Annotated in this window: 17 protein-coding genes; 4 read left to right on the top strand and 13 right to left on the bottom strand. The window is 69.0% G+C overall.

Annotated features, from left to right (window positions below; genetic code table 11):
* The first annotated feature begins 186 nt into the window (after window positions 1-186).
* The 4 genes from BM214_RS12380 (at window position 187) to BM214_RS06140 (ending at window position 4,469) form a co-directional block, all read left to right on the top strand.
* A complete protein-coding gene (locus tag BM214_RS12380; protein ID WP_177217599.1) occupies window positions 187-1,422 on the top strand; it encodes a uroporphyrinogen-III C-methyltransferase in 1,236 nt (411 codons plus the stop codon).
* Window positions 1,423-1,425: 3 nt separating this feature from the next.
* Window positions 1,426-2,745 (top strand): heme biosynthesis HemY N-terminal domain-containing protein, encoded by a 1,320-nt coding sequence (locus tag BM214_RS06150; protein WP_090484584.1) that lies wholly within the window; start codon window positions 1,426-1,428, stop codon window positions 2,743-2,745.
* 175 nt (window positions 2,746-2,920) lie between these two features.
* A complete protein-coding gene (locus BM214_RS06145) occupies window positions 2,921-3,808 on the top strand; it encodes an SDR family oxidoreductase (protein ID WP_090484582.1) in 888 nt (295 codons plus the stop codon).
* A 100-nt stretch (window positions 3,809-3,908) separates the two neighbouring features.
* Complete coding sequence (locus BM214_RS06140; RefSeq protein WP_090484580.1) at window positions 3,909-4,469, top strand: LbetaH domain-containing protein; 561 nt, start codon at window positions 3,909-3,911, stop codon at window positions 4,467-4,469.
* A gap of 51 nt (window positions 4,470-4,520) precedes the next feature.
* Here BM214_RS06140 and BM214_RS06135 read toward each other — a convergent pair whose 3' ends face one another.
* The 13 genes from BM214_RS06135 to gyrB form a co-directional block, all read right to left on the bottom strand.
* Window positions 4,521-4,916 (bottom strand): DUF4168 domain-containing protein, encoded by a 396-nt coding sequence (locus tag BM214_RS06135; protein ID WP_177217598.1) that lies wholly within the window; start codon window positions 4,914-4,916, stop codon window positions 4,521-4,523.
* Window positions 4,917-5,108: 192 nt separating this feature from the next.
* The gene (locus tag BM214_RS06130) at window positions 5,109-6,509 is read right to left on the bottom strand and encodes a sigma-54-dependent transcriptional regulator (RefSeq protein ID WP_090484578.1); all 1,401 of its coding nucleotides are present in this window, start codon (window positions 6,507-6,509) and stop codon (window positions 5,109-5,111) included.
* A 67-nt stretch (window positions 6,510-6,576) separates the two neighbouring features.
* A complete protein-coding gene (locus BM214_RS06125; protein ID WP_090484576.1) occupies window positions 6,577-8,034 on the bottom strand; it encodes an ATP-binding protein in 1,458 nt (485 codons plus the stop codon).
* An 11-nt stretch (window positions 8,035-8,045) separates the two neighbouring features.
* On the bottom strand, window positions 8,046-9,230 hold the full coding sequence (locus BM214_RS06120; protein WP_090484574.1) for a CBS domain-containing protein: 1,185 nt from the start codon (window positions 9,228-9,230) through the stop codon (window positions 8,046-8,048).
* Between the two features lie 45 nt (window positions 9,231-9,275).
* Entirely contained in the window at window positions 9,276-10,928 is a 1,653-nt protein-coding gene (locus BM214_RS06115) for a methyl-accepting chemotaxis protein (RefSeq protein WP_244887869.1), read from the bottom strand.
* 65 nt (window positions 10,929-10,993) lie between these two features.
* Entirely contained in the window at window positions 10,994-11,260 is a 267-nt protein-coding gene (locus tag BM214_RS06110) for a type II toxin-antitoxin system RelE family toxin (protein WP_090484570.1), read from the bottom strand.
* A complete protein-coding gene (gene relB, locus BM214_RS06105) occupies window positions 11,244-11,477 on the bottom strand; it encodes a type II toxin-antitoxin system RelB family antitoxin (protein ID WP_090484568.1) in 234 nt (77 codons plus the stop codon). The genes BM214_RS06110 and relB overlap by 17 nt, the downstream gene beginning before the upstream one ends.
* A gap of 134 nt (window positions 11,478-11,611) precedes the next feature.
* Window positions 11,612-13,075 carry a 4-hydroxy-3-polyprenylbenzoate decarboxylase gene (gene ubiD / locus BM214_RS06100; RefSeq protein ID WP_090484566.1) on the bottom strand — a complete coding sequence of 488 codons (1,464 nt, stop codon included), beginning with the start codon at window positions 13,073-13,075 and terminating at the stop codon, window positions 11,612-11,614.
* Window positions 13,076-13,085: 10 nt separating this feature from the next.
* On the bottom strand, window positions 13,086-13,853 hold the full coding sequence (gene xth / locus BM214_RS06095) for an exodeoxyribonuclease III (protein WP_090484564.1): 768 nt from the start codon (window positions 13,851-13,853) through the stop codon (window positions 13,086-13,088).
* Window positions 13,850-15,892, bottom strand: coding sequence for an oligopeptidase A (gene prlC / locus BM214_RS06090; RefSeq protein ID WP_090484562.1), 2,043 nt, complete (start codon window positions 15,890-15,892; stop codon window positions 13,850-13,852). The genes xth and prlC overlap by 4 nt, the downstream gene beginning before the upstream one ends.
* A gap of 89 nt (window positions 15,893-15,981) precedes the next feature.
* The gene (locus BM214_RS06085) at window positions 15,982-16,881 is read right to left on the bottom strand and encodes a GIDE domain-containing protein (RefSeq protein WP_090484560.1); all 900 of its coding nucleotides are present in this window, start codon (window positions 16,879-16,881) and stop codon (window positions 15,982-15,984) included.
* Between the two features lie 10 nt (window positions 16,882-16,891).
* Window positions 16,892-17,464 carry a LemA family protein gene (locus tag BM214_RS06080; RefSeq protein WP_090484558.1) on the bottom strand — a complete coding sequence of 191 codons (573 nt, stop codon included), beginning with the start codon at window positions 17,462-17,464 and terminating at the stop codon, window positions 16,892-16,894.
* 121 nt (window positions 17,465-17,585) lie between these two features.
* Window positions 17,586-20,009, bottom strand: coding sequence for a DNA topoisomerase (ATP-hydrolyzing) subunit B (gene gyrB, locus BM214_RS06075; RefSeq protein WP_090484556.1), 2,424 nt, complete (start codon window positions 20,007-20,009; stop codon window positions 17,586-17,588).
* Between the last annotated feature and the right edge of the window lie 36 nt (window positions 20,010-20,045).

The raw sequence follows: 20,045 nt of genomic DNA, 5'->3' as shown, positions 1-20,045 counted from the left end.
ACGGCCGCCTACAACGCCGATCCCAAGGATCGCGATGCGCTCTCCGGGCAGATCGGCACCAAGCCCGCCTCCGGTGCAAGCGAATCCTCCTCATCCGAAAAGGCCGCGGCCGGGGGCAGCACGAGCAACGCGCCCGCGGCCGGGGCCGGTCCATCCCAAACCCCAAAGCCCGAGGCATCTAATCCCGTGGACAACAAAGCTGAGACTTCGAAGACCGAGCCGGCCAAGAGCGGGTCCGGCAGCAACGAACCGGCCAAGGGGGCAACCCCCCCGAAGGCCGCCGCCGGCAGCGGTGCCGGGTCCGCCAAGCCGGCCGCTGCGCCCAAGGCGGCCACCTCCGGCCAGGGCGGCGGCGGTGGCGCCGGCCGCACCCCGCCGGCAGGCGGCGGTTCCGGCAACGGCCGCGGCGGCAAGCTGCCGCTGGTGGTGGGGGGCGTTGCCGTGGTCCTCGCCCTGGGGGTGGCCATGAACGCCTCCTCCACCGCCAAGGACGCCCTGCAGATGGCCGAGGAGGCCAATGACCGCCTCAGCAGCGCCCTCAAGGACCTCTCCGAGATGCAGGAGCGCACCGCCGCCCTGCCGGAGCAGGTGAATCAGCTGGAGCGCGACCTGCGCAGCGAGGTGGAAACGGCCATCGAAGAGGCCCGCGCCGAGCTGCAGAGCATGAACGAGAGCCAGGCGCGCCGCCTGGAGACCCTGGAGCAAGGGCTCGCCTCGCTGCAGAACCAGACCGACCGCCCCGAACGGGAGTGGAAGGTCTCCGAGGTGGGCTACCTGCTGCGCATCGCCCAGCACCGCATGGACTTCATGAACGATGCTGAAGGGGCCATGGCCGCCCTGGCCGCCGCCGACGAGATGCTCAAGGAGATGGGCGATCCGCGCTTCGGTGACGTGCGCGACGCCATCGCCCGGGAACGGCAGGCCCTCAAAGCCTATGAAGGCAACCAGGTGGACGAAATCGTCCAGGCCCTGGAGGAGGTCTCCGCCGAACTCAAACCCCTGCCCCTGAAGCAGCCCGACAACGACCAGGGCAGCCAGATGGTGGCCCTGGGCGAACCCGGAGGCGATGCCGCCTGGTGGGAGCGCGCCTACTACCAGGTGCTCAACGAGCTGAACGAGCACATCACCGTGCGCCAGCACCAGCAGGTGGTGCGTTCCATGCCCGATGCCGACACCGAACTGTTCATGCGCCAGGTCCTGGCCCTGCGCATCGAGTCGGCCCGTCTGGCGGCCCTGCGCTACGACCAGGAGGACTACCGCGACAACCTGGAAAGCGCCCGGGAACTGCTGGTGGAATACTTTGCCTCCGAACCGGTGGCCCCGCTGATGAAGCGCCTGGAAGACCTGCAGAAGCGTGAACTGCGGGCCGAGCAGCCGGATATTGGCAAGTCCTACGAACTGCTCGTTCAGGTGGAGGGATAAGCCATGAAATCGTTGATCGTGATCTTCCTGGTCCTCATCGCATCGGCGGTGGGCACCCTCATGTTCATGGAAGAGCCCGGCTATGTCCTGTTCGCCTACGGCGACATGAGCCTCGAGACCAGCCTGGCCTTCTATATCGCCGCCATGGTGGTGGTGCTGCTGCTGGCCTACGGCATCATCCGTTTCCTGGTGGGGCTGTTCGGCCTGCCCAGCACCATGAGCGCCCGGCGTCAGCAGAAGAAGGCCATGGTCTGCCAGCGGGGCCTGGCCCTGGGGATGGCGGAGATGACCGAAGGCCGCTGGAACAAGGCCGAAAAGCTGCTGGTGCAATCCGCCCGCCGCGGGGACTCCCCCATGCTCAACTACCTGTCCGCGGCCCGCGCCGCGCAGATGCAGGGGGCCACCGACCGCCGCGATGACTACCTGCGTCAGGCCGCCCAGTCGGAGACCGGGTCCGACGTGGCCGTGGGACTCACCCAGGCGGAACTGCAGCTGGATAATGGAGAATACCCCCAGGCCACCAGCGCCCTGCGCCACCTGACCGACATCGCCCCCAACCATCCCCAGCTCCTGCGCCTGCGCGCCCGCCTGTACCAGGAGACCGGAGACAGCGCTTCCCTGCTGGCGGTCCTGCCGGACCTGCGCAAGGCCCGCGCCTTGGACAACGAGACCCTGGACCGGATGGAGACGGAGGCCTTCGCCAGCCGTGCCCAGGAACTGGCCGAGGCCGGCGAACTGGCCAAGCTGGAGGGCCTGTGGGTGAACCTGCCCAAGACCTCCCGCAACCGCCACGAACTGGTGGAGCCCTATGCCCGCGCCCTCATCCGGCTCAACGAGCACGACCGCGCCGAGGCCGTCCTGCGCACCGCCATCAAGGGGCGCTGGAACGAGAAGCTGGTCTACCTCTACGGCCTGCTGTCGGTGAACGACGCCAACCGCGCCATCGGCGTGGCGGAGGGCTGGCTGCGGGATCACCGCCGCGATCCCGTGCTGTTGCTCACCCTCGGCCGCCTGTGCAAGCTGGCCAAGGCCTGGGGCAAGGCCCGGGGCTACCTGGAGTCCAGTGTGGCGGCACGTCCCAACGCCGAGGCCTACCGCGAGCTGGGCGAGCTGCTGGAGCAGCTGGGTGAGGAAAAGCTGGCCCAGGACGCCTACCGCAAGGGTCTGCAGGTGGCCGTGGACGGCGGCGTGCGGGAACCCGCCATCCCCTCGGCCCCCAAGGCCGAGGAGGAACAGGCCCAGAGCCTTCCGGCCCAGAGCGGCCGCAAGGGCAAGGTCCGCACCCGCGGCAAGCTGACCCAGCCCCGGCTCTCCGGCGCCTGAGGTCCGGGCACAGGACCCGGCCACGGCCGGGTCCCGCGGCCCGCACGACGAAAAGCCCCCGGCTCACCCCGGGGGCTTTTCTTTTTTCCGCCCCCCCCCTGGTGTCCGCCCGCCTTGCCGGCAAAGGGCCCGGCCTTCTAGAGTGGGGTTTCACGAACCTTCAGGAGATGCGGGCATGACACCGGTGGTCATCATGGGTTGCGGCTATGTGGGGGAACGTCTGGCCCGGACCCTGCAGGCCGGGGGACGGCGGGTCCTGGCGGTGGTGCGCAGCGCCCACCGCGCCGAGGCACTGCGCACCCGGGGGATCGAGACCCTGCAAGCGGATCTGGACACGGGGGAGGGTCTGGACTCGATCCCCCTCATGGGGGCCCTGGTGCTGCATAGCGTGCCGCCCCCGAGCCACGGCGACAGGGATCCCCGTACCCAGGGTCTTGCCGCGGCCTGCCGCCGCAACCCGCCCGAGCGCATCGTCTACCTGAGCACCACCGGGGTCTACGGCGACCGCGAAGGGGCCAGCGTGGATGACCTGACGCCGCCGGCGCCGGCCACGGACCGGGCCCGTCGCCGCCTGGACGCAGAGGGGCAGTTGCGGGCGTTGGAAGGGGAGACGGGGGTGCCGGTGGTGGTGCTGAGGGTCCCCGGGATCTACGGACCCGGGCGGCTACCGCTGCATGCCATTCGCGCCAAACAGCCGCTGATCCGGCCCGAGGAGGCCGGACCCGGCAACCGCATCCACGTGGACGACCTGGTGGCCCTGTGCGCCGCGGCCCTGGACCATGGCCCCGGCGGGGAGACCTACAACGTGGGGGACGGCGACCACCGTTCCATGACCGCCTACTTCCAGGCGGTGGCGGACGCCGCGGGCCTGCCCCATCCCCCCTGCATGGGCATGGCCGAGGCCGAGGGCCACCTCAGCCCCATGATGCTCTCCTTCCTGCGGGAGTCCCGCAGCGTGCGCTCGGCCCGGGTACTGACGGACCTGGGGGTGCAACTGCGCTACCCCCGCATGGAGGCGGGCATTCGCGCCTCCCTGGAGGAGGAGGCCGGCGGCGGGGGCTGAATCGATCCCCCCGGCCCCGGGATTGCCCAGCGATTGCCGTATCGCAATGGGCATGGCAGGATGGCGCACCCTTCGCGAAGCGACCAAAGGACACCCTGCCTTGATCCGCAAGAACCCCACCGGCCACCTGCCCGTCGTGGCGGAATCCGCCTTCATCGACCCCACCGCCATCCTCTGCGGCAAGGTGCAGGTGGGGGAGAATGTCTTCATCGGTCCCTACGCGGTCATCCGCGCCGACGAACTGGACGCCGACGGCGGCCTGGAACCCATCGTCATCGGGGACAACTCCAACATCCAGGACGGCGTGGTGATCCATTCCAAGTCCGGCGCCCGCGTGGAGATCGGCGAGCACACCTCCATCGCCCACCGCTCCATCATCCACGGTCCCTGTCATGTGGGCCACCGGGTCTTCATCGGTTTCAACACGGTGCTGTTCAACTGCACCGTCGGGGCAGGATCGGTGATCCGGCACAACTCGGTGGTGGAGGACTGCCAGGTGCCCGAGGGCTTCTACATCCCCTCCACCAGCAACATCCACTCCGCCACGGACCTGTCGCGGATCGAGACGGTGACGGCGGACGCCTCCAGCTTCTCGGAGGATGTGGCCCTCACCAACCGGCAACTGGTGGCCGGCTACAAGCGCATTCAGAACGAACTCTAAGTCGGGAGTGGGCGGCCGGGGACCCGGCCGCCGCGGTGCTTGCGGGAGGGATTACATCCGTTCCTGGGCCATCTCCTGCACCTTCTGCAGCATCTCGGGATCGTTCTGCAGGGACATGGCCACCCGGTTGTATTCCTCGACACTCATGCCCTGGTCCTTGACGGCGCTGATCATCTCCTCCTGGGCCGCCTGCTGCAGTTCCTGGGCCTTGGACTGGTCCTCCACCCCTTCCAGGCGGCTGGCGAAGTCGTCCCGGATCTCCTGCACGGCCACGAAGGCGTCCACGAAGGTGTCCAGGGTATTGGGATCCACCTCCATCTGCTGCTGCCCCATGCCGGGCTGCTGCTGGCCTTGCTGGGCCTGCTGGGCGACTGCGGGGGTGGTGAGGCCGGCCAGGGCAAGGCACAGGGCCGTGGCGGGCAGGGTCTGGAGGATACGACGCTTCATGAGGGATGCTCCTCGATGGTTGGATGGTACCGTATCACCTTGCAGCGTCCATGCCATGGATTGGATGCAGGCCACGACCACGCCAGGGCGCCCCCGGGCGGCGTTGGCGGCCCGCGCAGGGGGGATTCTGCTGTGCCGTTAAGGCACATGCGCCATCTCACCCCGTGCGCTCAAGGCACAGGGACCCGCCTTTCAGGATGGGTCCTCCGGGTCCGCCTCCGGATCGCTCCCCTCCAGGCGACGGTAGAGGGTGCGCCGTCCGATCCCCAGCACCCGCGCCGCCTGGCGCTTGTTGCCCTCCAGGCGGTGCAGCACCCAGCGGATGTAGCGATCCTCCACCTCCGCCAGGGTGGGCATGGGGGCATCCTCCTGCGGCGACCAGGGGAAGGCCGCCGCGCCCCCGTCCCGGGGCCGCCGGGTGACGGCATCGGGCAGGTCCCGCAGCTGGATCTGATCCCCCCGGCAGAAGGTGACCGCCCGCTCGATGAGATTGGTCAGCTCGCGCACATTGCCGGGGAAGGCATAGGCATGCAGGGCCCGCAGGGCCTCCGGGCTGATGCCGTCCACGCGCCGGTCCATGGCGGCACCGAAGCGGGCCAGGAAGCGGGCCGCCAGGCGCTCGATGTCGTCCCCCCGCTGCCGCAGGGGCGGCACGTGCAGACGAAAGGTCTCCAGGCGGTAATACAGGTCCTCGCGGAAGGACTGTTCCCGGATCAGGACGGCGGGATCCCGGTGGGTGGCGGCCACCACGCGCACGTCCGTCTCCACCTCCCGGTTGCTCCCCACGGGACGCACCCGGCCGTCCTGGAGCAGGCGCAGCAGCTTGGCCTGCATGGCCATGGGCATCTCACCGATCTCATCCAGGAGCAGCGTCCCGCCATGGGCCTCCTGGAACAACCCGCGGCGGGCCTGACGCGCCCCGCTGAAGGCCCCGGCGGCGTGGCCGAAGAGCTCGCTCTCCATGAGTTCGCCGGGGATGCCGGCGCAGTTGATGGCCACAAAGGGGCCCTCGGCCCTAGGGCTCTCGGCATGGATGGCCCGAGCCACCAGCTCCTTGCCGGTGCCGGACTCGCCGGTGACCAGCACCGGTCCCACGGCCCCGGCCAGCTGACGGATGCGGGTGTAGAGGGCCTGCATGGGTGGACTGCTGCCGATGAGACCGTGGAAGTCATCCCCCTGGAGCATCTCCCGGTAGCGGGCCACCTCCGCCTGCAGCCGCCGGTTGCGCAGGGCCCGGCGCACGGCGATCACCAGATGATCCAGGTCCACCGGCTTGGTGAGAAAATCGTCCGCCCCCTGCTTCAGGGCCTCCACCGCCTGGGCGATGGTGCCAAAGGCGGTGAGCATGATGAAGGCCGGGGGCAGGGCGTGCAGGCGGCAGTCCTCCAACAGGGCCAGGCCGTCCTCCCCGGGCAGGCGCAGGTCGCTCAGCACCAGATCCACGCCCCCACCCTGCAACAGATGGCGGGCATCCGGGACATCGCCCGCGGTGAGTACGGTCCAGCCGGCATCCTGCAGTTCCTCGGACACCAGGTCCCGGTGGGAGGGATCGTCCTCCACCACCAGGATCGTTGCGTGCGGGTTCTCGTTCATGGCCTCCGGGGGTCTCCTGGGTTGGGGAACGGCCTGGACGCCGCCGGGGACCTCCTACGGCGGGGGATCAGGCCGGGTCCATGGGGATCTCAAGCACAAAGCATGCCCCTCCCAGGGGGCTGTCCTCCACGGAGATCTCACCGCCATGTTCCGTGACCGCGCCATGGGCCACGGACAGCCCCAGGCCGGTGCCCTGGCCCACGGACTTGGTGGTGAAGAACGGCTCGAACAGGCGGTTGCGGTGATCCGGGTCGATACCGGGCCCATCGTCTTCCACCCGCAACTCCAGGACGCGATCCTCCCGCTCCCGCCAGGAGAGGCGCACGCGGCCGCCGGGGGTGGCCTGCACGGCGTTGCGCAGGAGGTTGACCAGGGCCTGTTCCAGGCGGGCCCGGTCCATGGGGATCACCGGTCCCGGGGGGGCATCCTCCCCCTCCAACCGGGTTCCGCTCTGTTCCAGATCGGCCCGCACCTGGGCAACGGCGGCCTGGATCAGGCGCCCCAGGGCCTCCGGGCGCTTGCGCAGGGGATTGTGGCGTCCGAAGTCCATGAGCTGGCGGACGATGCCATCCATGCGCGCCACCTCCCGGCGGATCTTCACCAGGGCACGCTGCGGCGGGCTCTGCGGTTCCACGTGGCGCAGGGCCCGCTGCGCCTGGCCGTCCACCACCCCCAGGGGGGTGCCCAGTTCGTGGGCCACACCCGCCGCCAGGCGGCCAATGGCCGCCAGCTTCTCCGACTGGCGCAGGCGCTCCCTGAGGGCCACCTGCTCGGCCCGCCGGGCCTCCAGTTCGGTGGCGGAGCGCTGCATGTCCTCCAGCATACGGTTCAGGGCCCGGGCCAGTTCCTGCAGCTCCCGCGGGCCCCGGCCGCTGACCCGCAGGTCCCGTTCGCCGCGGCCCACACGCACCATGGCGGCGGCGAGGCGGTCCACATGCCGCCCCACGGCGCGATGATGGCCCACCACCACCACGGCCACCAGCAGGAGGGTCACCGTACCCAGGGCCACCAGGGCGCGAAAACGCACCCGGGCCAGGTCGGCATGGAAATCGCTGCCCTGGCGGGTGACCTGCAGCAGGCCACGGATGCGGCCCCCCACGTCGATGAGCGGCATGAAGAAGGAGTAGAGCTCCTCGCCGTCCCGATCGTCATAGGCCCCATGGGTCCCGGTGACGGTGGCCTCGCGCGCCTCCCGGCGCCGGTCCATGGAGGGGCTGCGGGGACCGCTGGCGGCCACCAGCTCGCCGTTCTCGTCGTAGACATAGGCGCCGTAGACCTGATCGATGCGAAAGGCCGAATCCAGGGCCTGCTGGATGTCCCCGCGCTGGCCCTGGGCCATGGCCTCCCGCAGGGGCAGATGGATGGACCGGGCTACCAGTTCGATATCCTGTTCCATGCGGGCCTCCATCCCCGCCTCCAGGGTGCGCAGGCCGGACCATCCGGCCGCCAGGATCACCACCAGCAGGGGGGCGAGGACAAAGCCCAGGACCGCGGTGCGCAGGCTGTAGGCCCGGGCATGGATCATCGGCCATCCCCTCACGGCGACGCCTGCGGCCCGTCCCCGGCCCGGTCCAGGAAGACCACGGCACCGGCATAGCGCCCCGCCTCCATCAGGGGCCGGCAGCGCAGGTGAACGCGGATGCACGAGGCGTCGGCACGGCGCAGCTCCAGGGGGCCGCTGGGGCATCGGGGGTGGTGGGGACCACCGGGGCATTCCTGGACACAGTGGGACAGCCCGGGAACGAGTTGGGCCAGGGGACGGCCCACCAGGTCGCCAGCGTCCACCCCAAGGAGCGCGGCGGCGGCGGGATTGATGCGCTCGATGCAGCCGCCGGGATCGGTCACCACCAGGCCCTCGGCCAGGGCCCCGGCCACCAGGGCCAGGCGGTCCCGCTCGGCCCGCAGGGCGCGCTGCGCGTGCAGCAACTCCTCGTTCTGCGCCTGGAACCAGCCGATCCAACGGTTATAGAAGAGGGCCAGGAGGTATTTCTGGGTCACCACCCCCAGCAGGCTGCCATCCCGGCGGCGCACGACGATGCGTTTGTGCCCATGCTCCCGGGCAAAGGCCAGGGCCTCCTGGATGGTGAACGATTCCGGCACCGTGTGCAGGGGGGTGGACATGACGCCGGACACGGGCTCATCCAGACTGGCGTCCTCTGCCAGCAGGCGCACCGTGTCACCACGGGTGAGGATGCCGGCGGGCTCTTCCCCCTGCAGGACCAGGGCGGCATCGTGACCGCCGGCGCGCATGCGGGCAAAGACGTGGCGCACCGGATCCCCCGCCGCCACCTGCAGGAAGCGGGTCCCGGCCATGAGTTCCCACAGGGCCTGGCTCTCGGTGAGCAGTTGCGGATCGATCCCCGACAGCAGATCGGTGCGGCTGACGATGCCCACCAGGGTGCCCCGTTCATCGGTGAGGCAAAGACAGCCCACCCCCTCCCCCATGTGTGCGATGCCCTGCAGGACGTCCGCATCCGGGGGCAGGGTGGGGACCCGGGGCAGATCCAGGGACGCCAGGGGGGTGTCGAAGGGGGTGCCGTCCGTCTTCAGGGCCACCAGGTCCGCGGCGCCCAGGATCCGGTATGCGCCGTCCCCGCTAAGGACGACCACGTTGCGCACGCCGTAGCGGGCCATGGCACGGGCCCCCTCGTGCACACTGCAGTCCCCCCGCAGGGTGATCACCTGCCGGGTGGCGATGGATTCCAGGCTGGGGAAATACATGATCGGTCCGCTTCCGGGTCGGGTCGGAGGAGGGCGGCCACGATCTCAGGCGCTGTGGTCGTCCTCGCTGGCATGATAACCGATCCTGAAGCCGCCCCAATGCCTGCCCTTCACATAGATGGGCACGGACAGGTCGTGCATCACCTCGCCGGTGTCGCGCTTGTAGGTCTGCAGCAGGTAGGGCTTCTCGTGGCTGCCGCAGCGCGAACCGGTGCGGTCGCTGAAGATGCGCTTGGTGCGGTTGCCCGCCAGGTCCTTGCGGTAGTCGCCGGTGAGGGGCTGACTGTAGCGGCGGTTGTGGGTGGGGAAGTAGCCATGGTCGTCCACCGCCCCGGCGAAGGCCACGAAGGGGTTGCGCTCCAGGATGGGCTCCTGGATGGGGGGCAGGACGCGGTCGGTGAAGTCGTCAAAGCGCGTCTTGTACTTCACCGGGTCGGTATCGGGGATGGGCCGGTAATCGCGGTCGAACAGATCCTCCAGGGTGATGCGGCCCTGATCGCAGGCCTCCTCGAAGGCGCGGCCCACGGCGGCGGCCGCCGCCTCCGCCTCCCGGCGCACGTCATCGTGGACCGATCCGAGGCCCACGTCCCCCAAAAGCTCGTAGATGGTCTCCGCCCGCTCGGCCAGGTGGTCCGCCTGGGTGCTGAGATGGGCGATGTCATTCTCCGTCTCCTTCAGGTGGCCGCTGACGGTCTGGATGGAACGGGTGACCTCGTCCAGATGGCCGTGGTTCTGCTCGGCCCCCTCCACCACCGTGCGGATGCAGCTGTCGGCGCCGGAGGAATGGTCGAGGATGGCCGACAGATGTTCATCCACCGAGGCCACCCGTCCGGCGCTGCCCTCCACCGCCTCCACCAGTTGCTGGATGGTGCCGGCGGCCTGGTGGGTCTGATCGTGGATCACGGTGACCATCTCGCCGATCTCGGCGGTGGCCGAGGAGGTGCGGTTGGCCAGGTTGCGCACCTCCTCGGCCACCACGGCGAAGCCGCGGCCCTGGCTGCCGGCCCGGGCGGCCTCGATGGCCGCGTTCAGGGCCAGCAGGTTGGTCTGTTCGGCGATGCCGCTGATGACCTCGGTGATGCGCTGGATGTCGGCGGCCCGGCCCTCCAGGTCCGACATGGTACGGCTGGCCTCCGCCATGCGGGTCATCATCTCCTCCATGTGGCGCTGGGCATCCTCAACGCACTCGTGACCGGCCTGGCTGGCGTCGTTGGTGAGCCGGGCGCTACGGGCCGCCGCCTCGGAGCTCTCCACGGAGGTGTGCAGGGTGCTGGAGATCTCCGAGGAGGCGTCGGCGATGCCGTTGACGGTGGAGACCTGGGCATGCATGCGCTTCTCCAGGCTGGCGGAGGCATGGGCCACCTCGGCGGCGGAGACGGCGATGCGGGTCCCGGTGCGGGACAGGCGCCGGGTCATGTCCCGAAAGCCGTCCAGGTGCAAAAGCACCGCCTGCGCCCGCGGATCCGCCGGATCGGTCCCGGTGTGTTCCCCCCGGGCGCGCCGCGCCAGGCATTCCAGATCCCGCTCCCTGGGGGCCAGCAACAGGCGGTCGGCCGCCAGTAGGACGATGCCCGCCGCCACCAGGGCGGATACCAGGGACGACACCGTTCCAGGCCCCAGGAACCAGGCCGGGATCAGGGCCGGGGGCAGGGCCGCCAGAAGGAAGGCGGCCTCCCGCAGGATTCGTTGTCTCTTCACACCGGACATGCTCGCCTTCGCTTCCTTTGGACTGAAACCAAGTGGGTGCCCATGGATACGTCCTCTTATCGGTAGACTTCTTTGCGATGTCCGATTCGCACGACCAGCACCACCAGCACATCCTGGCGCAGTTCGCAGATCAGGCGATAATCCCCCACCCGGTAGCGCCATAGCTCCGACAGGTGGCCCTTGAGCCCCTTGCCGAGCTGGCGTGGATCGTCCAGGGGCTCGATGCGCTGGCGCAGGTAGTCGCGGATCCGCTTCGCCTCCGCGTGGCCCAGCTTCTGCAGCTGCTTCCTGGCCTCTTCCGTGAGCTCAATCCGCCAAGCCAAGATCGCGCTCCACCTCGTCTAGCGTATAGGTACGCTCCTCGCCCCGGCGCAGCCGCTCCAATGTCTGCTCGGCCAGATAGATGTCCTCCAGGTCCTCCAAGTGCTCCTCGATGGCCTCGCGGATGTAGTAGGTCACTGTGCGCCCCGTTCGTGCCGCCAGCGTCTGCAACCGCTGATAGGTCTCATCCGGGATCCGTACCGCTGTTTGCTTGGTCATCCACCTCACCCCGTGTGGTATACATGTAAACCTTAGTGTACCGCGCGGGATCGAGAAACGGGGTATGTGCCGACACGCTGGGCCTTCTGCTGATCGGCGGGCACGCCCAAAGGCGGCGCCGGGGCATCCGGCGGTCAGAGCCCCAGTTCGCCCCAGAGGGCGTCCACCCGGGCCTTCACCTCGGGGGTCATGGCGATGGGTCGGCCCCATTCCCGGTCGGTCTCCCCGGGCCACTTGTTGGTAGCGTCAAAGCCCATCTTCGAGCCCAGGCCGGAGACGGGGGAGGCGAAGTCCAGGTAGTCGATGGGGGTGCGCTCCACGGTGACGGTGTCCCGGGCCGGGTCCATGCGGGTGGTCATGGCCCAGATGACGTCCTTCCAGTCCCGGGCGTCGATGTCCTCGTCCACCACGATGATGAACTTGGTGTACATGAACTGGCGCAGGAAGGACCAGATCCCCATCATCACCCGGCGGGCGTGTCCGGGGTACTGCTTGCGCATGCGCACCACCGCCATGCGGTAGGAGCAGCCCTCCGGCGGCAGGTAGAAGTCGATGATCTCCGGGAACTGCTTGGCCAGGATGGGCACGAAGACCTCGTTCAGGGCCATGCCCAGGATGGCCGGCTCGTCCGGCGGGCGACCGGTGTAGGTGCTGTGGTAGACGGGATCGCGGCGGTGGGTGATGCGCTCCACCGTGAACACCGGGAAGCGGTCCACCTCGTTGTAATAGCCGGTGTGATCGCCGAAGGGCCCCTCGGGTGCGGTATCCCCGGGATGGATCACCCCCTCCAGGACCATCTCCGCCGTGGCCGGCACCTGCAGGTCATTGCCGAGGCAGCGGGCCAAGTGGGTGCGCGAGCCCCGCAGCAGGCCGGCGAAGGCGTGTTCCGACAGGGTGTCGGGGACGGGGGTGACGGCGGCGAGCAAGGTGGCCGGATCGGCCCCCAGCACCACGGCCACGGGGAAGGGCTCGCCGGGGCGGGCCTGCTGCCAGTCGCGAAAATCCAGGGCCCCGCCGCGGTGGGAGAGCCAGCGCATGATGACCCGGTCGGGCCCCAGCACCTGCTGGCGGTAGATGCCCATGTTCTGCCGCTCCCGGTGCGGGCCGCGGGTCACCACCAGGCCCCAGGTGATGAGGGGGGCGGCGTCCCCGGGCCAGCAGTGCTGCACCGGCAGCCGCCCCAGGTCCACCTGATCCCCCTCCAGCACCACCTCCTGGCAGGCGGGGTTACGCACCCGCCGGGGGGCCATGTCCAGCACCTTGCGCAGCACCGGCAGGGTGTCCCACGCGGCCTTCAGGCCCCGGGGCGGATCGGGTTCCTTGAGGAAGGCCAGCAACCGGCCCACCTCCCGCAGGGCCTCGGTGGATTCCTCCCCCATGCCCAGGGCCACCCGCTGCGGGGTGCCGAACAGGTTGGCCAGCACGGGGATGTGGTGGCCCTTGGGACGCTCGAAGAGCAGGGCGGGACCGCCGGCCCGCAGCACCCGGTCACAGACCTCCGTCATCTCCAGATGGGGATCCACCGGCACGGCGATGCGCCGCAACTCGCCCCGCTCCTCCAGCCCCCGGATGAATTCGCGCAGGTCACGGTATTTCATGGCGCCGGGCTCACTCCTGGAATTCTGCCACCACGGGGGCATGGTCCGAGGGCCGTTCCAGACGCCGCGGCGCCACGTCGATCCAGGCACGGGTGCAGCGCATGGCCAGGGGCTCGCTGGCCAGGATCAGGTCGATGCGCAGGCCGCGGTTGCGCCGGAAGCCGGCGGCGCGGTAGTCCCACCAGCTGTACTGCCCCTCGGGCTGCTGGAAGCGGCGGAAGACGTCGCTCAACCCCAGGTCCTGGATCGCCTTCAGGGCCTGGCGCTCCGGTGTGGAGCAGAGGATGCGCTCATGCCAGGCCTCGGGATCGTGCACGTCCCGGTCTTCCGGGGCGATGTTGAAGTCCCCCAGCACCACCAGGGACCCATGCCGTTCCCGCTCCGCCTCCAGGAAGTCCCGGACCCGGCGCAGCCAGTCCAGCTTGAAGGCGTACTTCTCCGATCCCACCTCGGCGCCGTTGACCACATACAGGTTCACCACCCGCACCCCTTGGATGCTGGCCGCCAACAGGCGGCGCTGGGTGCAGTCCAGCCCCGGGGGATCGGTGACCGCATCCAAGGGGGCCTCCCGGGAGAGGAGGGCGACACCGTTGTAGGTGGGCTGGCCGCTGTGCAGGGCATGGTAGCCCATCTCCCGGAAGACCCCGGCGGGGAAGGCCTCGTCCTTCATCTTGGTCTCCTGCAGCGCCAGGATGTCCGGCTGCTGCTCCCCCAGCCAGTCCAGCACCTGGGGCAGGCGCACCTTCAGGGAGTTGACGTTCCAGGTGGCGATCCTCATGCCGCTTCCAATCCCGAATGGCGCAGCAGCGCGTCGATCTCCGGCTCCCGGCCGCGGAAGGCCTTGAACAGCTCCAGGGCGGGACGCGATCCCCCCTGTTCCAGGATCCCGGTGAGGAAATCCCGGCCCGTCTGCCCATTGAACAGGCCCTCCTCCTCGAAGCGGGCGAAGGCGTCGGCGGAGAGCACCTCGGCCCATTTGTAGCTGTAGTAGCCGGCGGCATAGCCGCCGGCGAAGATATGGGAGAAGCCGTGCTGAAAGCGGTTGAACTGCGGCGGCCGCAGCACCGCCACCTGTTCGCGCACCTCATCCAGGATCTCCTGGATGCGCCCGCCAAGGGCGGGGTCGTATTCCGCGTGCAGGCGCATGTCGAACAGGGAGAATTCCAGCTGGCGCACCATCTGCATGGCCGCCTGGAAGTGACGCGAGGCGGTGAGCTTGTCAAACAGTTCCGCGGGCAGGGGCTCCCCCGTCTCGTGGTGGCCGGAGATGAGATCCAGGGCCTCCCGCTCCCAGCACCAGTTCTCCATGAACTGGCTGGGCAGCTCCACGGCATCCCATTCCACGCCGTTGATGCCGGCCACGCCGGGATGGTCCACGCGGGTGAGCATGTGGTGCAGGCCGTGGCCGAACTCGTGGAAGAGGGTGAGCACCTCGTCGTGGGTGAACAGGGCCGGCTTGCCGTCCACCGGCGGCGTGGAGTTGCAGGTCATGTAGGCCACGGGCAGCTGCAGGCGATCGCCATCCCGCAGGCGGCCGCGGCAGTCATCCATCCAGGCCCCGCCCCGCTTGTGGCTGCGGGCGTAGAGGTCCAGGTAGAACCAGGCCCGGGGCCGGCCGTCCGGGTCCTGGATCTCGAAGAAGCGCACGTCCGGATGCCATACCGGGGCGCCGTCGGCGGGGCGGATGTGCACCTGGTAGAGGCGCTCCACCAGGTCGAACAGGCCCTGCAGCACCCGGTCCACCGGGAAGTAGGGCTTCAGGTCCTCCTGGGAGAGCTGGAAGAGGTGCTGGCGCAGCCGCTCCGAGGCGAAGGACAGGTCCCAGGCCTCCAGGGTGTCCAGCCCCAGATGGGTGCGGGCGAAGGCCTGCAGGGAATCCAGTTCGCCCCGGGCCGCGGGCACGGCGCGCCGGGCCAGGTCCTCCAGGAAGGCGACCACCCCCTGCGGGGAGTCGGCCATCTTGGTGGCCAGGGAGAGGTGGGCATAGCTGGGATAGCCCAGGAGCTGGGCCTCCTCGTGGCGCAGGGCGAGGATACGCTCCATCACCTCGGAGTTGTCGAAGCGCCGGTCGTGGGGGCCCTGGTCGGAGGCCCGGGTGACGTAGGCGGTGTACACCTCGCGGCGCAGTTCCCGGTCCTCGGCGAAGGTCATCACCGCGTAGTAGGAGGGGAACTCCAGGGTGACGAGATGCCCCTCCAGGTCCCGCTGGCGGGCGTTCTGGCGCAGCATGTCCAGGGCCGATTCCGGCAGCCCCGAGAGGCGCCCGGGATCGGTGATTCGCAGTTGCCAGCCCTGGGTGGCGTCCAGGACGTTCTCCTCGAAACGGGCGGTGAGGGCGGACAGCTCCTGGGCGATGGCCTTGTAGCGGGCCTTCTTGTCCTCGGGCAGATCCACGCCGCTGAGGTGGAAGTCCCGCAGCGCGTTGGTGATCACCCGCTGCTGTGCAGGCTCCAGGCGGGGGAATTCCGGCCCCTGGGCAATGGACTGGAAGGCCTGGAACAGACGGGTATTCTGGCCCATCTCGGTGGCGTAGTCCGAGAGCTTGGGCAGGCAGCGGTTGTAGGCTTCGCGCAGGGCCTCGCTGTTGACCACGGCGTTCATGTGGCGCACCGGGGACCAGATGCGCTCCAGGCGGTCCTCCAGCAGGTCCAGGTGATGCACCAGGTTCTCCCAGGTGAAGGGGCCGGGCTGATCCAGGAGGCGCTGGATGGCGGCGCGGTTGTCCGCCAGCACCCGGTCGATGGCCGGTTCCACGTGTTCCGGACGGATGTCCCCGAAGGGGGGCAGGTCCTGCATCTCGAGAAGGGGGTTGGTCATGGGCGCGGTTCGGGATCGGTGTTCCTGAGTGTGCAGCTAATGTAACACGGCGCCGCGGCCCGGAGGACGGCCCGGACCCTGGCCTTGGGTCACTGCAGCCCCAGACCCTGGGCCCCGCCCAGCAACAGCCAGGCCAGGCCGCCGATACCGCTGAGAAAACCCACGGCCCCCAGGCGGGCACGCCAGCGCAGACCCCGCAGCAGCCGGGATTCCGGGTATACCGAGAGCAGGTAGGGCATACCCCGCTGGGGACCACGCCCGAGCAGATGCACCTGGGGCTCCCGGGCGCGCTGGGCCCGGGCCTCCAGGGCCTGGCGTTGGGCCATCTCCCGGGCCCGGTCCCATTCCGCCAGGTCCACCTGCCCATCGCCGTCCGTGTCGATGGCCGCCATGCGGCGGGCATCCCGCTTCCACTCCCGCAGCAGGGCGGTGACCTCGTCTTTCAATGGCCCGGGGTCGGCCCCCCCATGGCTGCGGAAATGGCCCAGGGCGTAGAGGGGATCGCCAGGGTGGATGCGCCGCTCCAGATAGCGGTAATGACCCCCGTCCAGCAGAGCGGCGGGGAGGGGGGCGGCCTGGGGATTCGCGCGGTGGCCGTGCCAGCGTTCCCGGTGGGGGGTATGGACCCGGGCCCCTTCCGGGTCCACCACGCAGCGGCCGGTATCATCGTCCAGGGCGAAGAGATCGCTGCTACGTCCGGAATGGACGGTGCGCCAGCGGGTGTTGCCGTTGTTCCCCCGGTGACGACGTTCCACACGATATTCGTACCAGGCGCAAGGGGTTCCGGAAAGCGGGGCGATGATGGGCGGGCCGGGGAGCAGGGCGGCCTGACCCGTGAGTTCCACGGGCCCCTGGGCAGCGGATCGGATGCGTGCCGTGGGGGTGTCGGCGACCAGACGCAACCGCCGGGCGCCGGTGACAAAGGCAACCAGGGACCCGAGGATCAGTGCCACCAGCAGCGCCTCCAGCGCCAGGAGCTCCCCGGACACGCCGCGCGACCTAGCCGAACAGGGCGCGGATGTCCGGATCCCGGGTCTGGTGGGCGGGGAAGTCCAGGAGCTGGAAGGGTCCGAAACGCAGCAGGTGGGCCACCACTAGGTCCGGGAACTGCTCGATGCGCACGTTGTTGCGGTTGACGCACTCGTTGTAGAACTCGCGCCGGTCGGCGATGGCGTTCTCCAGGCCGCTGATACGCGACTCCAGGTGCTGGAAGCGGCCATCCGCCTTCAGTTCCGGATAGGCCTCGGCCACGGCGAAGAGCTGGCCGAGGCCAGCGCGCAGGCCATCCTCGGCACGCCCCAGGGAGGCCAGATCCCCCTGCTGCTGCGCCCGGGCGACGCTGCCCCGGGCGCGCATGACCCTGTCCAGGGTCTCCTTCTCGTAGGCCATGTACTGGCGGCAGACCTCCACCAGCTTGGGCAGTTCGTCATGACGCTGCTTGAGCAGCACCTCGATGTTGGACCAGGCCTTGGAAACGGCGTGCTTGAGCTGCACCAGGTTGTTGTAGATGAGCACGGCATAGAGGGCGATGAGCACGAGCAGGCCGAGCATCACGTAACCGCCGATATCCATCAGGGAAGTCTCCGGGTGGGGTACATGGCCATTGTGCCCCAGGTGGCGCGGGAAGGGGAGACCCCGCCCCCGGACCGCGCTGCCGGGGGCAGATACTGTATAAAACTACAAAGACAAGCCGTCAGATATCCAGGTTGGAGGCGGTGAGGGCGTTGGTCTCGATGAACTCCCGCCGGGGCTCCACGTGATCCCCCATGAGGGTGGTGAAGACCTCGTCGGCGCGCACGGCGTCCTCCACCTGCACCTGCAGCAGGCGGCGGCTCTCGGCGTTCATGGTGGTCTCCCAGAGCTGTTCCGGGTTCATCTCCCCCAGACCCTTATAGCGCTGGATGGAGAGGCCGCGCCGGGCCTCCGCCAGCAGCCATTGCATCACATCCTGGAAATTGGACACCTCGTGGCGGCGCTCGCCCCGCTGGATATAGGCCCCCGCATCCAGCAGGCCGTCCAGACGCTCGGCAAGGCTGCGGATGAGGCGGAACTCCGGGGATTCAAAGAATTCACCGCCGAAGACATCCCGGATCTCGGCGCCGTGGATGAGGCGGGTCACCACCACCTGGAATCCGCCGCGTTCGTCCTCGGCGGTCTCCATGCGGTAGCGGGTGGCACCCGCGGCATCGCTGTCCAGTCCCGCCATGATCTCCCCGAACCAGGTCTCCAGGGCCTGGCGGTCCTGGCGCGCCACATCTGTGAGGGGGCGGGCGAACACCATGCGCTCCAGCAGCACGGGATCGTAGCGGCGGCCCAGGCGCTCCACGGCGGCCATGACGCCGTTGTAGCGCCGTGCCAGTTCCTCCAGGGCCTGGCCGCTGACGGGCGGGGTATCCGGGCTCACCACCAGACGGGCGTCGTCCAGGGCATGGGAGAGGAGGAGATTGGTCATCTCCAGCTCATCCTTGACGTAGAACTCCTGCTTGCCGCGGCGGATCTTGTACAGCGGCGGCTGGGCGATGTAGATGTGCCCCCGGGCCACCAGCTCCGGCATCTGCCGGTAGAAGAAGGTGAGCAGCAGGGTGCGGATATGGGAGCCGTCCACGTCCGCGTCGGTCATGATGATGATGCGGTGATAACGCAGCTTGTCCGGGTCGAACTCGTCCTTGCCGATCCCGCAGCCCAGGGCGGTGATGAGCGTGCCCACCTCGGCGGAGGAGAGCATCTTATCGAAGCGGGCCTTCTCCACGTTGAGGATCTTGCCCTTCAAAGGCAGCACCGCCTGGGTGCGCCGGTCCCGGCCCTGTTTGGCGGACCCGCCCGCGGAATCTCCCTCCACGATGAACAGTTCGGACAGGGATGGATCCTTTTCCTGGCAGTCCGCCAGCTTCCCCGGCAGCCCGGCGATATCCAGGGCCCCCTTGCGGCGGGTCATCTCCCGCGCCTTGCGGGCGGCGTCCCGGGCGCGGGCGGCCTCGGTGATCTTGCCGGTGATGATGCGGGCCTCGTTGGGGTTTTCCAGCAGGAAGTCATGCACCGCCTCGGCCATCACCGATTCCACCACCCCCTTCACCTCGGAGGACACCAGCTTGTCCTTGGTTTGGGAGGAGAACTTGGGATCCGGCACCTTCACCGAGAGCACGGCGGTGAGCCCCTCCCGGGCGTCATCCCCTGTGGGGGCCACCTTCTGCCGCTTGAGGATGCCCTCCGCCTCCATGTACTGATTCATGGTGCGGGTGAGGGCGGCGCGGAAGCCGGCCAGGTGGGTGCCGCCATCCCGCTGCGGGATGTTGTTGGTGTAGCAGAAGATGTTCTCCTGGTAGGCATCGTTCCATTGCAGGGCGATCTCCACCCCGATGCCATCCCGGTCGGCGTTCATGTAGATGACATTGCCGTGCAGCGGGCTCTTGTTGCGGTTCAGGTGCTCCACGAAGGCGCGGATACCCCCCTGGTATTCGAACACGTCCCGGCGACCTTCCTCGCGTTCGTCGCAGAGCTCGATGCGCACCCCGGAATTGAGGAAGGAGAGCTCCCGCAGCCGGCGGGAGAGGATATCGTAGTGGAACTCCGTGTCGCTGAAGATCTCTTCGCTGGGCTTGAAGCGGATCAGGGTCCCGGTCTGCCCGGTCTCCCCCACCACCGCCAGCGGCGCCTCCGGGACCCCCATATGATAGACCTGGCGGTGGGTCTTGCCGTTGCGGTAGATGGTCATCTCCAGGGTCTCGGAGAGGGCGTTGACCACGGACACGCCCACCCCATGGAGCCCGCCGGACACCTTGTAGGAGTTGTCGTCGAATTTCCCGCCGGCGTGGAGCACGGTCATGATCACCTCCGCGGCGGAACGGCCCTCTTCCTCGTGGAGATCCACCGGGATGCCGCGGCCGTCGTCCCGTACGCTGACGGACCCGTCGCTGTGGATGGTGACCAGGATCCGGCTGCAGTAGCCGGCCAGGGCCTCGTCGATGGCGTTGTCCACCACCTCGAAGACCATGTGGTGCAGCCCCGTGCCGTCATCGGTGTCCCCGATGTACATCCCGGGGCGCTTGCGCACGGCATCCAGACCCTTGAGGACCTTGATGCTGGAAGAATCGTATAACCGGGAAGGCTGATCGGTCATGGGACACCTGCTGGACCTGACGTGAAAGGACGCATT

It is taken from the genome of Ectothiorhodospira mobilis (assembly GCF_900114895.1).
Classification (GTDB): Bacteria; Pseudomonadota; Gammaproteobacteria; order Ectothiorhodospirales; family Ectothiorhodospiraceae; genus Ectothiorhodospira; species Ectothiorhodospira mobilis_A.
The sequence above is the reverse complement of the archived record's forward strand: the minus strand, read 5'-3'. Positions and strand labels throughout refer to the sequence as shown.